This window comes from Bacillus cereus group sp. MG1, assembly GCF_040460035.1.
In the GTDB taxonomy this organism is placed as follows: Bacteria; Bacillota; Bacilli; order Bacillales; family Bacillaceae_G; genus Bacillus_A; species Bacillus_A cereus.
Window position 1 is genome coordinate 4,732,370 of record NZ_JARVGY010000001.1, and the last position, 14,665, is coordinate 4,747,034.

The following is a 14,665-nucleotide window of genomic DNA, read 5'->3' on the forward strand; positions in this document are numbered from 1 at the left end:
CTCTTGCATTCGCATACTAAGTGTGCAAATGCAATGGAGGTGTTTTTGTTTGAATACAAGAGCGTATTGCTTATAAGAAACAAAGTAGAAAGAAATAATAAGTATTCAAATAGTCAATAAAATTGACAATGAATATCATTTTCACTTAATATAGAATCATTGCATTTAATTAGACATGAATTTTTTGTTAATATAATAGATTTCTATTAAGTTGTCACATTTAAGAACTATCATTAAATATTTTAAGAATTTAAACGTAGGAAAGGGTAATATAAAATGAACTGGAAAAAAGGCGGATTATGGGTTATTATTTTTTTCGTTGTAAAAGGCACGATTTCTACACTTTTAATCGTTACAGGTGCTAAATATTTTGATTTATCATTTATGCAACTTATCTTATTAATTCTGACCTTATTAGTGATTTCTCTAATAAGCCGAAAATTGCTGTATAGACATAAACAAAACAAAAAGCAAAAAGAGCTAAATATATAATGGAGCCCCAGAGACCTTTGGATTTCTGGGGTTTTATTTTGATAGTTTTTTCGCATGTATATCAATTTAACAGAATAGGTTGTCCAAAATGATAAAATCGATGATGTTTAAAATGCGTCAGTTATTTTTAATAACGATTGATACCCGTATTTCTACAATCTGTATAAATGACTCAAGCTTCGCATCTTATGAATTCCCTGAAGTGCTAAACCTAAGCAAAGTAATGAACTATCTTAAGGAAGAAAGTTGAGTTAGCTAATCGCATATATTTTATTGAAAGGATGTGATTGAATTATGGAACGGCCGAATTGGGGAATTGGAGGATTAGTATTCGTTGGCTGTATGTTTCTTGGTGGAGGAGTGGGATCTATGTTAGGTAATGCCCAAACTGGATGGCTAATAGGAATGGGCGCTGGATTTCTTGGTATGGCTTTAACGAGACTGTTCAGAAAATAATGTAACTGAGATTCTTCTTCTGGTAAATAAGGAAATATGTAAGTAAGTCATGGCATAAGAGTTCTATAAATTATAGTTAGAATCTTCTCTTTTGTATTTGTCTTTTCTAAATTTCTCCATACATAGATATAATTCTCAAGTCGGAGGATGGCACCTTAGGGTGTCTTTTTTATGCTCTTTAAAAATGTCTTACCATTATAATAGCTGAGTTTTGCTTTCAGTCTCCGATGTCCATTAAGCATAAAATAAAAATTCTGCACCATTTAAACTCTGATAACAATTCATACGATCAAGAATAATTGAGTTAATAGCTTTCGGTAGATCGCCATCATTTTTTTATAATAGATTAGATTCATTGCCGTTTCAGACCTATGTATGAATTCATAATCTAATAGTAAAAGGAGGAATGATTAAAGGTATGGCGGTTAATGAGGAATCAATTTGTCAACAGTTTGCAAGAATCATTGGCGGTCAAGAAGGATTCGCTGGTGGGAAATGCGTGGCAACAATAAACCGAGATGAAATACGAGCAACAATCTTGGGAAAACGTTTTAGAGTAACAACTTCCTTTTCATTCGAATCACGAGACAATAAAACTGGACGGGCATTATGCCTAGGCCGAGTAGCACTCTTACAAAAAGAAGTCACTGAATTTGTGGCGACAATTATTAAACAAGGAATAATCGTTTCGTCTATACACAATGAGTGGTTATGTGATGATCCAAATTTAATTTACGTTAATATCGAAGACGTTGATGACCCACTAAATTTTGCAAGAAAAGTGAGAAGAGCGTTATGCACGTAATCAATTTCTTTAGTTAAACGAGTGATTATATTAAATTGAAAAGTTCAGCGTGTTGGATGGTTTTATAAAACGAAAGAAGGCGTTTCATATTTGGAATGCCTTTTCTTTATGTGTTCGTTACTAATGTGGGTGGTTAACTGATTATATGCTGTTTATCTTGCAACAGCAAGAACTGGACGAGGTATCTTTAAAGATGTTTGACTGTCTATAGATACCATATTTTATCAAATGTTATTAGCATATCATAAAACGATAAGGGAGAAATCGCCTTCATACCAACCAATCAAAATCTTGAGGTACTATTCTTTATGTTGTAAGGTTCCACTATTATTTTCATCAATTACTCAACGTATTGCTTCGATGTTTTCTGGAGTCATTTTAATAAATCCTTGCTTTTCATGAGATAATACTTTTTGATGAGTCATTTTGTGCATGGCATTGATTATATGACGATTAGAATTGAGGTCAAGTATTACCTCTTCACCTTTAATTCTATCAGTCTGCTTTTCCTTAACTCCTGATTATATTAGCTTCAATAACATATGATCATTCTTAAGAATGTCATTGAAATGTACGAATAGATGTTAGTGCAGCAAAATAAATTGTGTTATGATATGAGGAAATATAAAGCTATGTAACGGAGGGAATAACATGCCGCATGTTGTGTTTCGTGGAATTACTACTGAACAATTAAAAAGCATAAGCAAGCCATTAGTAGAAGAACTCGCAGATATCTGTGAGTGTGGTACGGATAATTTCACCTTGGAATTACCAAGTTCTACGTTTGTATTCAATGGAGAAGAAATAGAAGCGTTTCCTCTTATTGAAGTGAAATGGTTCGAGCGTGGACAGGAAATTCGTGATCGATTTGCCAAGGCCATTACTACATATGTAATGGATTTTGGACTTCCAGAAGTAGAGGTTGTATTTACAGTTTTCACAGAATCAGCGTATTATATTAACGGGAAGCATTGTGCAAGTTAGAGCTATTAGAAAGATTTTTATTCCTATAATAAAATATGTTTCGTTAAAAACAAGGGCCGGAATTCCGGCTCCTTTTCTATCCCGCAAAATAAAGTCTTACTTTATCTCTCCGTCTCAAAAAACTCAATCCACTCTCCATCAGGGCCAGCGAAGAATATGTAACGTGTTCCATCTGGTAATGTTTCAATTTCTTCTCCTAGTAAAAAGGTTACTTTTTGTTTCTTTAGTCTTTCGATCTCATCCTCTAATGAATCCACTTTAAAGCAAATGTGATGTACTTTTCCTTCTGCCGGAAGAGAAGAGTTGTAGCCTTCAATGAGTTCTAGTATCGTTTCTTTTGATTCTTCTACACCTAAAAAAGCGAGTTTTAAGTCTGGATTCGGATGACCCATACGTTTCATGAGCTGTAAGCCGACTACTTCTTCATAAAATGAAATAGATGTTTCTAAGTTTGCAACCATAAGTCCAACGTGTTCAATTCTTCTAACTGGCATGTAGATTCCTTCTTTCTGAAAATTATATACAATATATTATTGAAAATTAAGAAAATAAGCAAGATAAAAACCTTACAAATTTTAGCGTGTTATATGGTATAGTGAGAAAGTATGTTTGGGGAGAAGGAAGGAGATTATACGATGAATACAACTACTCAAACTCCTTCATTATCGGAAACGATGAAAGAGTGGCATTATGCATTAGCGTATGAAATTAAACATTGGAAAACGATAGGTGGTAGTAAAATTTCTATCATGAACGGTCGTTTTTTATATACAGATTATGAAAGTACAGTATACGTATTTCAGCTTATTTCGGAAGTAAGCTTACCTGAAGGTTCACCCATTCGAATTGAGTTCGATGGTGAGGAAGCGACAGGGGAAGTATTATCTATACATGGATTAGAAATAGAGCTGAAATTAAATGATTATATACAAGGTGAAATAAGAGAAGCGGTTTTATATAGTGAACCGTGGCAATTGTTAGAGCAACTACAAGAGCGATTGAAAGAAGCACGTAAAGATAAGCTGAAACGTAATCGTATAAAGCGTCTTGTTGATGGGACGAGCAGTCCGAAACATATTGAGAAGATGAAAAATCCAAAAAATGAACTGGCATATCGTTCGTTTTATAATCCGACAACGTACGTATGGGGACCGCCGGGAACAGGGAAGTCTTACAATTTATCACGTATTATTTCGGCTCATTATCAAAAAGGAAAATCGGTACTTGTGTTGGCTCATAGTAATGCGGCAGTAGACGTATTAATGAGTGAAGTAACGAAGCAAATTGAGAAGAAAAAGAAATGGACGCCTGGTGAAATTGTTCGTTACGGTTATAGTCAACATGAACATATACGAAATCATGAAACGTTACTTGCGTCGAAGTTAGTTGAAACGACGAACGGATCTTGGGGGGAGGAAAGACTCTATTTAGAAGAGACACGACAAGATCTTCGTGAAAAAATCTTATCGTATAAAGCAACATCTGCTGATAAGAAGCGTATACAAGAGATTGAAAGTGATCTTCGAAAGCAAAAGGCTAAAATTAAAGAAGTAGAAAAAGAATATATTGAAAATGCAAAAGTAATCGGCGCAACTTTATCAAAATGTGCCATTGATTCACTTATTTATGAGCGTACATTTGATTTAGTTGTTGTAGATGAAGTAAGTATGGCATATGTTCCGCAAATTGCATTAGCTGCTTCACTTGGAAAACGTATCGTCGTTTGCGGTGACTTTTTACAGTTACCTCCAATTGCGATGGCAAATCATGAACTCGTTCGTAAATGGCTTGGGGAAGATATGTTTTACCATGCTGGGATTGTTGAGTCTGTTAATAAATCAGAAGCACACCCAAACCTATTTATGTTGCAGGAACAAAGACGTATGCATGCGGATATATCGAAGTTTACGAATTCGTTTATTTATAAAAATAGAGTACACGATCATCCGTCTGTTTCAGAGCGTAAAGAACTTGCGCAATTGCAGCCGTTCGCAAATGAAGCGAGTGTTTTATTTGATACGAGCCAAATGGGAGCTTTTTCGTTAAAAGATGCTGCTTCTGGTTCACGTTTTAACATTATGTCTGGTTTAGTAGCAATGCAAATGATGTTAATCGGATTGTTAGATGGTGTGCAATCAATTGGTATTGTGACACCTTACAGGGCGCAGTCACGCTTTTTATCAACGTGTATTAGAGAAATGTTGCAGAGAACGAAATATCAAAACATACCAGTTTTAGCGGCGACAGTTCATAAGTTCCAAGGTTCTGAAAGAGATATGATGATCTTTGATACGGTTGACAGTTATCCGCAAGAACGACCTGGCATATTATTCTTTGATCACAAAAACCATCGCCTCGTCAATGTAGCAGTGACAAGGGCGAGAGGGAAGTTCATTCAATTATCTGATTGCCATTATATGTGTAAAAACCTTTCGAGAAAACAAGCGTTATCACAATTAACAGCTCATATAGAACGTCACGGAGATGTGTATGATCGTACGACATCAAGACAATTGTGGGAACGGAAAATTTCGAAACGTTTACGCTGGTTTATGGAAATGAATCTTGAGGAAACGAAAGGGGTATTAAAAGATATTTTAGCCTCAAAACGAAAAATTATTATTTCACTTCCAAGTACAAAACAAGTGGATAAGCGAGTATGGCAAGCGTTAATGCGTACAAATGCGCAAATAACAGTTTATAGTGATGGACCAGTTCCACTGAAAAATGTAAAGTTACAAAGACAAAATAAAGCATTCCCGTTTATCGTAATTGATGATGAAATCTTCTGGGCAGGCGCACCGCTTACATCTCAAATGATGTTTGAAGGTAGTACGGAATTTCCGTACGTATGTGCAAGACTGCAAGCACCTGAGACAATTGGTGTATTAAAAGGATTTTTAGATATTCGGTAAATTCGGATAGGAATTCCTTGACTTTTACTTGGAATGAACTTAGAATAAAAAATAATTTAATATAATTTTATGAAAATTCTTATCACGAGAGGTGGAGGGACTGGCCCTATGATACCTCGGCAGCGGATTCGTTAGGAATACTGTGCCAATTCCAGCAAGGTAACTTGAAAGATAAGAAAGAAGCTCATTTTGACTGTATATACAGAAGCCTCTTTCTATCTTTGAAGTGACCCCCGAAAGTTAGACAGGTCGTTTCATTAGGCAGCCTCTAGGGTATGAGCCCGGTATTGTACTGGGCTCATACCCTTTAATTTTGCCTTAATTCTTTTATGATTATAGTATTCTATATACTTTGCTAATTCTTGTTTGAAATGTGTTATACTTTCAAATTCTTTTCGATACAGAAATTCCGATTTCATGATACCGAAGAAATTTTCAATAACGGCATTGTCATAACAGTTTCCTTTGCGAGACATACTTTGAGTTATGCCACAATTCTTAAGAGAATGACGGTATTGTTTCATTTGATAGTGCCAACCTTGATCAGAGTGAATGAGGAGTTTATCCGGATTGGTTACACAATAAAGGGCTTGGTCCAACATCGTTGAAACAAGGGAATAGGTCGGTCTTGAACCAATTGTATACGTGATAATTTCACCATTAAATAAATCCAACATTGGTGATAGGTATAACTTCTCCCCAAATAACTTAAACTCCGTAATATCTGTAACCCACTTTTCATTTGGTTTTTCAGCTTGGAAGTTGCGATTTAAAATATTTGGCGCAATTTTCCCAACTGTCCCTTTGTAAGAGCGGTATTTTTTCATACGAACCAGACATTTTAACCCTAATTCTTTCATAAGGCGATACACTTTTTTATGATTTACTTTGTGTCCACGATTCATAAGTTCATCACGAATACGACGATAACCATAACACCCATCGTGTTCATTATAAATAGCTTGAATCAGTTCTTTTACCTCCGCATTTGGATCAGGACGATTAAAACGTTTCATCCAGTAATAGTACGTACTACGTGGAATGTTTGCGAGTTGAAGTAACTCCTTGATAGGAAATTCATGCCTTAACTCGTAGATTACTTGCGCTTTGTCTTGTTTGGTGATTTTTCTTTGTTTTGAACTAAGGCATTCAACTTTTTTAAATATGCATTTTCCATACGTAAACGCTCATTTTCCGCTTGTAAGGCTTCGATTGATCCTTCATCTACTGGCTTTATTTTTTTATCTTTCATGGTTGGACGCCCCTTTTTCTTTGATTGTAGGGCATCCAATCCTCCTGTTTCATAAGCTATTTTCCATTTCCGAAGTGTTTCATAAGACGGTATATTGAAAAGTGCCGCTGTTTCTCTGATAGATGTCCCGTGTTCATTCATATAATAAAGTACATCTAGTTTATACTGGGCTGGGTAGAATGTATAGCACTTTTCAAAGGCCTTTTCACCTGAAGACTCATATCGTCTAATCCACTCACGAAGTACGCTAGGGTTAACTCCTATAGATTTAGCAATTGTTTTTCCACTTTCTGTACCATCTAAATATCGTTTCACCGCTTGGATTTTTTCTTTTGAAGAAAATTTAGCCATAAAAAATGCACCTCCAATTGTTAGACTGTGTCTAACAATTGGGGTGCACTTCACTTTTAGAAAGAGGCTTTTTTATGTGAAAATAAAAGGAGGAAGAACAATGGGAGCGACAGGAGTAGCGTCACAAAGAAAAACAATTGAAGAGAGTATCGAAAGAAATAAGGAAAAGTACATAGAAACAAGTCATGATATTCATGCGAATCCGGAAATTGGTAACCAAGAGTTTTATGCATCTAGAACGTTAAGTTTATTGCTAGGCAGTGCAGGATTTCAGTTGCAGCACAATATAGCTGGACATGAAACGGGATTTATCGCGCGAAAAAGCTCTGGAAAACAAGGACCTGCAATCGCATTTCTAGCGGAGTACGACGCTTTACCAGGACTAGGTCATGCGTGTGGTCACAATTTAATTGGCACAATTAGCGTTGCAGCAGCAATCGCATTATCAGAAACGCTTGAAGAAATTGGCGGGGAAGTTGTCGTGTTTGGTACGCCAGCAGAAGAAGGCGGGCCAAATGGTAGCGCGAAATCAAGTTATGTAAAGGCAGGTTTATTTAAAGACATTGATGCGGCGCTTATGATTCATCCGAGCGGAAAGACAGCGACAACGAGTCCTTCACTAGCAGTCGATCCACTTGATTTTCATTTTTACGGAAAAACAGCTCACGCTGCAGCTTCGCCAGAAGAAGGGATTAACGCATTAGATGCGGTTATTCAGCTCTATAACGGTATTAACGCACTTCGCCAACAACTTCCGTCAGATGTGAAAATTCATGGCATTATTACTGAGGGCGGAAAAGCACCTAATATTATTCCTGACTATGCCGCAACAAGATTCTTCATCCGTGCAGCAACGCGAAAAAGATGTGCAGAAGTAACAGAAAAAGTAAAAAATATCGCACAGGGAGCAGCATTAGCAACAGGTGCAAAAGTAAAAATCCATCAATTTCAAAATGAAATCGATGAATTACTCGTAACAAAAACATATAACGATATCGTAGCGGAAGAACTAGAACTATTAGGTGAAGATGTAAATCGTAAAGAAAGAGTAGGGATTGGTTCAACCGACGCAGGAAACGTAAGTCAAGTCGTACCGACAATTCATCCGTACATTAAAATCGGACCAGATGATTTAATTGCACATACGAATGAATTTAGAGAAGCAGCACGTTCAGAACTTGGAGATAAAGCATTAATTACATCGGCAAAAGCATTAGCAAATACGGCGTATCGATTAATTACGGAAGAAGGGTTGTTAGAGAAGGTGAAGGAGGAGTTTAGAGAGGCGCAGAGGAATCAGGGGTAAGGGGATTAAGGTGCTTTTTTCGAATAGAGATCTAATTCATAAGTAGAGATATAAAAAAGAACATTGAAATATCAATGTTCTTTTTTTGTTTACTAATCATTGATTTCATTGGCTTTTCTCATAAAGGAAAAACTTTTACTGTTAGCCGGGGATAATACGTATCCCTTTATTAGAACGACAATTTCTCCTCAAACTCACTCTTTAAAACAATTAAAGGAGACGATAATCCAAATTGCATTAAAGAGTCTAAAAATGTAGCGAGAGAATCCATCGAATCGCTCATGACCTTCATCATATAATTAAATTCCCCGCTAATTCGGTATAAATCTGTTACTTCAGGAGCGGCATTACAAAATTGAATAAAATCAGAGCATTGGCTCGTTTTAAACATGATGAATGCTTGAATGTTTTTATTAATTTTTGCAGGCTCAAATTTCGTTCGATAAGCCGCTATAACTCCTTGATCTTCAAGCTTGTTAATACGTTCTTTTACAGCAGGTTGCGTCATGGATATAATTCGTCCTATTTCTGAAACAGAAATTCTCGCATTTTCATATAACAGGTTCATAATTTTATGATCGATTTCATCCAATTTTACAGCGTTTTGCATTGTGTAGCCTCCTTGTTATGTTTTCTAAAGTGAATTGTAAATTATAACTATAATATCATAAGTGAACGAACTAAATTACCTATAAATCTATATTTAAAATGATTAGTATTTGCATGAAAATATAAGTATAGGGTTTATCAAAAGGGAATTTAGGAAGGATGGAAAAAATGAAGAATCTTGATGGGAAAGTAGCATTAGTAACAGGGGCAAGTCGCGGCATTGGTCGTGCGATTGCGATGAGATTGGCAAACGACGGTGCATTAGTTGCGATTCACTACGGCCGAAATAAAATAGTTGCAGATGAAACAATTAGTGAGATTGAATCTAATGGAGGAAAGGCATTCTTAATTGAAGCTGATCTCAATTTAATGGATGGTGTCAAAAAAATAGTAGAACAATTGAAGAATGAATTACAAATAAGAGTTGGTACATCAGAGATTGATATTTTAGTAAACAATGCAGGGATAGGTACACAAGGGACGATTGAAAATACGACAGAAGAAGTTTTTGATGAAATTATGGCCGTAAATATTAAGGCGCCATTCTTTTTAATTCAGCAAACATTACCGTTACTACGAGTAGAAGGGCGCGTTATTAACATTTCATCAGCGGAAGTAAGACTTGGTTTTACAGGGTCCATTGCATACGGTTTAAGTAAAGGTGCACTAAATACGATGACACTTCCTCTAGCTAAACATCTTGGAGAACGAGGTATAACAGTGAATACAATTATGCCTGGATATACGAAGACAGATATCAATGCGAAATTGCTAGATGATTCAGAAATACGGAATTTTGCTACGGATTCATCTGTGTTCGGACGAATAGGGCAAGTTGAAGATATTGCAGATGTAGTAGCATTCCTTGCTTCTTCTGATAGCCGCTGGGTAACAGGGCAGATTATAGATGTCTCTGGAGGGTTTTGTTTATAGGGGCACTACTCCATAACCAGCAAGCTAATTAAGTAAATTACTAGTTATGAAACGATCCTCGTTTCATAACTAGTAATCTATAGAAAGGTAGAGATGATAAAGAAATCTATTAAAACGTGATTTTTTCGCTAGGCAATTTGAATAAGGGGGCTATTTTTAATTATTCATAATCTAAAATAATCCAATTTTATTTTACAGTAACATTAAAATAAAATTATTGACCGCATGGTACAAAAAGGGTATTCTATTCATATTATCTTTAAAATGAGAGGAGGATACGATTGAATAAACGCGGCAGACCTCGAGAGTTTGATTATTCCTCAATTGTAGATGTTGCAATGAAAACATTTTGGTTAAGAGGATATGAAGGATGTTCTACACAAGATTTATGCAGTGATACAGGACTTGGAAAAGGAAGTTTATACAATACTTTCGGTAGTAAACATGAACTGTATAAACAAGTATTAGAACGCTACCATGAAATTGGGATTAGGGAACAAAAGAAATTGTTACATACTCCAATTCCAGTTAAAGAACGATTAAGTAATTTTTTTGAATGGGCATTGAAAGAAGACTTTGAGAATATGGATCAAAAAGGATGTTTATTGATTAATGCCAGTATAGAACGTGCTAAAAACGATTTAATGGTACAAGAAATTTTCTCGAAGCATGTTGAACTTCTTAAACAAGCTATTGAAACAGTGATGGAGGAAGGATTGCAAACAGGTGAAATTTCAAAGAAGCAATCAGCTGAAGAATTAGCTAGTCTGCTTTTAAGCAGTTATTACGGATTCCGTGTTCTTAATGTATCGATGCAAAATCGGATGTTGTCTGAACAAGTTATCAAAGGAACAGTAGAGTCTATTTGTGGCGCTTAGTGCGCCCTTTTTTCGCACTATTTTTGTACCGATCATTACAGTAATGGATAAGGAGTGTTTTTATGCCATCGATTATTTATTTATTAGCTTTAGCAATCTTTTGTATGACTACATCAGAATTTATGGTTGCAGGTATGATGAATGAACTTGCTCTTGCATTCCAGGTTTCTGTATCATCCATTGGGTATTTAATTTCAGCTTATGCAGGAGCAATGGTAATAGGAGGCCCCATTTTAACTGCAATCCTCTTACGAATGCGCAGCAAACAAGCATTATTGTTTTTAATGTTCATATTTTTAATTGGTCAATCGCTCGGAGCTATTGCTTGGAACTATGATATTATGATGATTTCACGTATTATAACTGGTATTGCTTCAGCTTCAGCTTTTGGAGTTGCGATTTCCTTTTCTGCGACATTGGTTCACTCTGATTCAAGGGGAAAAGCTGCATCAATTGTACTTGCAGGTTTAATGTTCGCAACTGTATTAGGTTTACCTATAACAACCGTTATTTCGCAATATTTTGGCTGGCGTATTAGTTTTGGGGCTGTTTCTGTTCTTGTGCTAGTATCAGCAATTATGATTCAACGGTTGTTACCATCCTCTTCAAATAAAGAGCAATTAAATTGGAAAGATGAACTTCTGCGATTTAAGAATATTCATCTTTGGGCAGCGTACGTAACAAGTATGTTCATTATTGGTGGTACGTTTGCCGCATTTAGTTATTTCACTCCTATCTTTACAAATGTTACAGGGTTTTCAAGAGCAAGTATTCCATATTTACTTGCTCTCTATGGTAGCGCGACAGTAATTGGGAATATAATAATTGGCAAGTTCGCTGATAAATTTACAATGAAAATACTTATGGGTGGATTAATTATATTAATCATAGCGTTGTCTTTATTTGCTTTAAGTGCAGAGAATAAATACATTGCAGTTATTTCTACGATTTTTATTGGTTTAACTGGTGTAGCATTGAATCCAGCTATGGTTGCGAGGGTGATGAAGACAGCTAGTAATGGAATAATGATAAATACCGTTCATAGTTCTTTTATTACGCTAGGTATTGTTATTGGTTCGTCACTAGGTGGTCTTGGGATCAGTAAAGGATATGGTTTTGTATCTCCGCTATGGATTGGAGCTTGTTTAGCTATCCTTGGGGTAATTTCGTTATTCCCATATTTACATAAAGGAAAGGCAGATTAAGATGTTTAAAATTTCTTTATATGAGGTACTGCCACATTACCATCAAGCTAATACTTTCATATCCCCCTAAATTAAATTTTTCTTTCTCTACAGATAGCTATTCTGAGAAGCCGCTCATTTTTTCGTTTTGGGGGCATTTCTTTTTCTTAAGTTGATGGGCATAGGGTACCGCCCCACAACCATCAACTTAAGGATTAAAACTATTTTTGTAATTAAAAGCATGTTACTATTCTCATTAACATAAGAGAATAGTAACGTGCTTTTTATGAATATGCACCAAAAACAAGAGTTATATCAATTTTTCTCATTTTGGGGTATTTGTTTTTCTTAGATTGATGGTGATGGGGCACTACTCTATAATGATCAAATTAAAATTTAAAATAGTTATAGAGACTCCATTTCTCGGAAATATTGTAACTATTAAGTTGTAAAAAAAGCCGTAGTTTTTCATTTTTGAAAAGGCTGGGGTCCTTTTTAGTTGTAGCAAAGATATAATGGGAGGAAGTTTTTCTAAATCACAAAAAATTGATTAATAAGTTGTATAATAAACTCAATAGCGTATATACTATAAGCATCAAAAAAAGTTGATGAAGGGAAGTGAACTACAGTGACACAAGATTTTAAGTTATATGAGAAAAAGTTTAAAGCGTTGGCTGATCAGAAGCGTTTAGAGATTATGTATGAACTTTGCCAGCGAGGCCAGACTTGCGTATGTGATTTAACAGAGATTTTTGAAATGACGCAATCTAAGTTGTCATATCATTTAAAGATTTTATTAGATGCAGGTTTAATTGTAAAAGAAACAAAAGGCACGTGGAGTTATTATGATCTAAATGATGCGGAAGTAAATAATTTATTATCAGAAGAATTATGTTGTATCTTTAGAAAAACAGGAAAGGGTAGCTGTTGTTAAAATTTTGCACTATTAATCAAAAAAAATTGATTAATAACATATAAAGAGGAGGAATAAGCTATGATATATGTTCACGTTGGTATAAACGTTACGAATTTAGAGAAGTCTATTGAATTTTACGAAAAGGTATTTGGTGTGTCACCAGTTAAGGTGAAAGTAGATTATGCAAAATTTTTATTAGAGACGCCAGGACTTAATTTCACGCTAAACGTACGAGATGAAGTGAATGGAAATCAAGTAAATCACTTTGGTTTTCAAGTGGATACAGCTGAAGAAATTACATTACATAAAGAACGATTAGAAAAAGAAGGTTTCTTTGCGCGTGATGAGATGGATACGACTTGTTGCTATGCAGTACAAGATAAGTTTTGGGTAACGGATCCCGATGGTAATGAGTGGGAGTTCTTTTATACAAAAGCAGATAGTGATGTTCACAAAATAGAAGATCCATCTTGTTGTACGACTTCTAAAGTAGTAGAAAAAAATTCTTGTTGTTAATAGGAGCTGGAAAATAAAATGAAACGTTTATCTTTTCTAGACCGCTATTTAACACTATGGATCTTTCTAGCGATGGCTGTTGGGATTGGTTTAGGGTTTGTGTTTCCTAGTGTAGTAGACGGACTACATACATTACAAGTTGGAACGACGTCTATTCCACTTGCTGTTGGTTTAATTGTAATGATGTATCCACCATTAGCGAAAGTTCGCTATGAGGAAATGGGCCGAGTATTTAAAGATGTAAAAGTGTTAGTTCTATCTTTAGTACAAAACTGGATTATCGGTCCGGTACTTATGTTTGTGTTAGCAATTATTTTTCTTCCTGATAAACCAGAATACATGGTTGGTCTCATTATGATTGGATTAGCACGTTGTATTGCAATGGTTATTGTTTGGAACGATCTTGCTGATGGGGATAAAGAGTATGCGGCAGGTTTAGTTGCTTTTAATTCGGTATTCCAAATGCTTTTTTTCTCAGTTTATGCATACGTATTTGTAACTGTAATTCCAGAATGGTTAGGGATTGAAGGGGCTATTGTCGATATTACAATGATAGAAGTAGCAAAATCAGTATTTATCTATTTGGGAATTCCTTTTATAGCAGGTATGTTGACACGCTTTGTACTAGTTAAGTTAAAAGGAAGACAGTGGTATGAAAAGGTGTTTATACCTAAAATTAGTCCACTTACATTACTTGCATTGCTATTTACGATCGTCATTATGTTTTCTTTAAAAGGAGAGATGATTGTTAGCGTGCCACTAGATGTGGTAAGAATAGCGATTCCGTTATTAATCTATTTTATTGTAATGTTTTTTGTATCTTTCTTTATGGGAAGAAAAATTGGTGCAAACTATCCGGTGACGACAACGTTAGCATTTACAGCAGGTAGTAATAACTTTGAGTTAGCAATTGCTGTAGCAGTTGGGGTGTTTGGTATTCATTCAGGCGCAGCATTTGCAGCAGTTATCGGACCATTAGTTGAAGTACCTGTAATGATTGCACTTGTAAACGTCGCTTTTTGGTTTAAGCGTAAATATTTTAATGATCAACCAGCATAATTTAAAAAC

The 14,665-nt window shown here is 35.4% G+C and carries 15 protein-coding genes, 1 pseudogene and 1 riboswitch; of the genes and pseudogenes, 12 read left to right on the top strand and 4 right to left on the bottom strand.

What is annotated here, in order from left to right:
- Positions 1-276 precede the first annotated feature (276 nt).
- From QCI79_RS24690 to QCI79_RS24700, 3 genes are all read left to right on the top strand, one after another.
- Entirely contained in the window at positions 277-492 is a 216-nt protein-coding gene (locus QCI79_RS24690) for a hypothetical protein (RefSeq protein WP_001104104.1), read from the top strand.
- Positions 493-786: 294 nt separating this feature from the next.
- Entirely contained in the window at positions 787-948 is a 162-nt protein-coding gene (locus QCI79_RS24695; RefSeq protein WP_000441008.1) for a hypothetical protein, read from the top strand.
- A gap of 418 nt (positions 949-1,366) precedes the next feature.
- The gene (locus QCI79_RS24700; RefSeq protein ID WP_001986336.1) at positions 1,367-1,753 is read left to right on the top strand and encodes a DUF1259 domain-containing protein; all 387 of its coding nucleotides are present in this window, start codon (positions 1,367-1,369) and stop codon (positions 1,751-1,753) included.
- 302 nt (positions 1,754-2,055) lie between these two features.
- On the opposite strand, the pseudogene QCI79_RS24705 reads toward QCI79_RS24700, so the two are convergent.
- Positions 2,056-2,274 (bottom strand): annotated as a pseudogene (locus tag QCI79_RS24705) (DUF6241 domain-containing protein); the annotation flags it as partial.
- 130 nt (positions 2,275-2,404) lie between these two features.
- Between QCI79_RS24705 and QCI79_RS24710 the strand changes: the two are divergent.
- A complete protein-coding gene (locus QCI79_RS24710; protein WP_001120970.1) occupies positions 2,405-2,737 on the top strand; it encodes a DUF1904 family protein in 333 nt (110 codons plus the stop codon).
- A 101-nt stretch (positions 2,738-2,838) separates the two neighbouring features.
- On the opposite strand, the gene QCI79_RS24715 is transcribed toward QCI79_RS24710, so the two are convergent.
- On the bottom strand, positions 2,839-3,231 hold the full coding sequence (locus QCI79_RS24715) for a VOC family protein (protein ID WP_001145286.1): 393 nt from the start codon (positions 3,229-3,231) through the stop codon (positions 2,839-2,841).
- Positions 3,232-3,342: 111 nt separating this feature from the next.
- Between QCI79_RS24715 and QCI79_RS24720 the strand changes: the two genes are divergently transcribed.
- Complete coding sequence (locus tag QCI79_RS24720; RefSeq protein WP_002101106.1) at positions 3,343-5,652, top strand: AAA domain-containing protein; 2,310 nt, start codon at positions 3,343-3,345, stop codon at positions 5,650-5,652.
- A gap of 76 nt (positions 5,653-5,728) precedes the next feature.
- Positions 5,729-5,830: riboswitch (SAM riboswitch) on the top strand.
- Between the two features lie 79 nt (positions 5,831-5,909).
- Here the strand turns inward: QCI79_RS24720 and QCI79_RS24725 are convergent.
- Positions 5,910-7,255, bottom strand: a protein-coding gene (locus QCI79_RS24725; RefSeq protein ID WP_087942842.1) for an IS3-like element ISBth10 family transposase whose coding sequence is annotated in 2 segments (ribosomal slippage) — positions 5,910-6,814 and positions 6,814-7,255 — 1,347 coding nt in all. Because the reading frame shifts where the segments join, the coding sequence is not laid out codon by codon here.
- Between the two features lie 100 nt (positions 7,256-7,355).
- Here QCI79_RS24725 and QCI79_RS24730 point away from each other — a divergent pair.
- On the top strand, positions 7,356-8,561 hold the full coding sequence (locus QCI79_RS24730) for a M20 family metallopeptidase (protein WP_000501341.1): 1,206 nt from the start codon (positions 7,356-7,358) through the stop codon (positions 8,559-8,561).
- A gap of 169 nt (positions 8,562-8,730) precedes the next feature.
- Here the strand turns inward: QCI79_RS24730 and QCI79_RS24735 are convergent, their stop codons facing one another.
- Positions 8,731-9,171, bottom strand: coding sequence for an Lrp/AsnC family transcriptional regulator (locus tag QCI79_RS24735; RefSeq protein ID WP_001178562.1), 441 nt, complete (start codon positions 9,169-9,171; stop codon positions 8,731-8,733).
- Between the two features lie 167 nt (positions 9,172-9,338).
- Between QCI79_RS24735 and QCI79_RS24740 the strand changes: the two genes are divergently transcribed.
- The 6 genes from QCI79_RS24740 to arsB all read left to right on the top strand — a co-directional run bounded on the left by QCI79_RS24740 (position 9,339) and on the right by arsB (position 14,656).
- A complete protein-coding gene (locus QCI79_RS24740) occupies positions 9,339-10,103 on the top strand; it encodes an SDR family oxidoreductase (RefSeq protein ID WP_002101105.1) in 765 nt (254 codons plus the stop codon).
- Between the two features lie 281 nt (positions 10,104-10,384).
- Complete coding sequence (locus tag QCI79_RS24745; RefSeq protein WP_001042191.1) at positions 10,385-10,981, top strand: TetR/AcrR family transcriptional regulator; 597 nt, start codon at positions 10,385-10,387, stop codon at positions 10,979-10,981.
- Between the two features lie 62 nt (positions 10,982-11,043).
- Positions 11,044-12,186, top strand: coding sequence for an MFS transporter (locus QCI79_RS24750; protein WP_001139232.1), 1,143 nt, complete (start codon positions 11,044-11,046; stop codon positions 12,184-12,186).
- A 607-nt stretch (positions 12,187-12,793) separates the two neighbouring features.
- Complete coding sequence (arsR, locus tag QCI79_RS24755) at positions 12,794-13,099, top strand: arsenical resistance operon transcriptional regulator ArsR (protein WP_002101104.1); 306 nt, start codon at positions 12,794-12,796, stop codon at positions 13,097-13,099.
- Between the two features lie 60 nt (positions 13,100-13,159).
- Positions 13,160-13,597, top strand: coding sequence for an ArsI/CadI family heavy metal resistance metalloenzyme (locus QCI79_RS24760; RefSeq protein ID WP_000640876.1), 438 nt, complete (start codon positions 13,160-13,162; stop codon positions 13,595-13,597).
- Between the two features lie 18 nt (positions 13,598-13,615).
- Positions 13,616-14,656, top strand: coding sequence for an ACR3 family arsenite efflux transporter (arsB, locus tag QCI79_RS24765; protein WP_000826532.1), 1,041 nt, complete (start codon positions 13,616-13,618; stop codon positions 14,654-14,656).
- The last annotated feature ends 9 nt before the right edge of the window (positions 14,657-14,665 follow it).

Excerpts from the sequence above, each read along its gene's own strand:
- QCI79_RS24760 (WP_000640876.1), top strand. The coding sequence starts at position 13,160 with ATGATATATGTTCACGTTGGTATAAACGTTACGAATTTAGAGAAGTCT.
- QCI79_RS24735 (WP_001178562.1), bottom strand. The coding sequence starts at position 9,171 with ATGCAAAACGCTGTAAAATTGGATGAAATCGATCATAAAATTATGAAC.
- QCI79_RS24730 (WP_000501341.1), top strand. The coding sequence starts at position 7,356 with ATGGGAGCGACAGGAGTAGCGTCACAAAGAAAAACAATTGAAGAGAGT.
- QCI79_RS24715 (WP_001145286.1), bottom strand. The coding sequence starts at position 3,231 with ATGCCAGTTAGAAGAATTGAACACGTTGGACTTATGGTTGCAAACTTA.
- QCI79_RS24750 (WP_001139232.1), top strand. The coding sequence starts at position 11,044 with ATGCCATCGATTATTTATTTATTAGCTTTAGCAATCTTTTGTATGACT.
- QCI79_RS24700 (WP_001986336.1), top strand. The coding sequence starts at position 1,367 with ATGGCGGTTAATGAGGAATCAATTTGTCAACAGTTTGCAAGAATCATT.
- QCI79_RS24695 (WP_000441008.1), top strand. The coding sequence starts at position 787 with ATGGAACGGCCGAATTGGGGAATTGGAGGATTAGTATTCGTTGGCTGT.
- QCI79_RS24690 (WP_001104104.1), top strand. The coding sequence starts at position 277 with ATGAACTGGAAAAAAGGCGGATTATGGGTTATTATTTTTTTCGTTGTA.
- QCI79_RS24710 (WP_001120970.1), top strand. The coding sequence starts at position 2,405 with ATGCCGCATGTTGTGTTTCGTGGAATTACTACTGAACAATTAAAAAGC.
- arsB (WP_000826532.1), top strand. The coding sequence starts at position 13,616 with ATGAAACGTTTATCTTTTCTAGACCGCTATTTAACACTATGGATCTTT.
- QCI79_RS24720 (WP_002101106.1), top strand. The coding sequence starts at position 3,343 with ATGTTTGGGGAGAAGGAAGGAGATTATACGATGAATACAACTACTCAA.
- QCI79_RS24740 (WP_002101105.1), top strand. The coding sequence starts at position 9,339 with ATGAAGAATCTTGATGGGAAAGTAGCATTAGTAACAGGGGCAAGTCGC.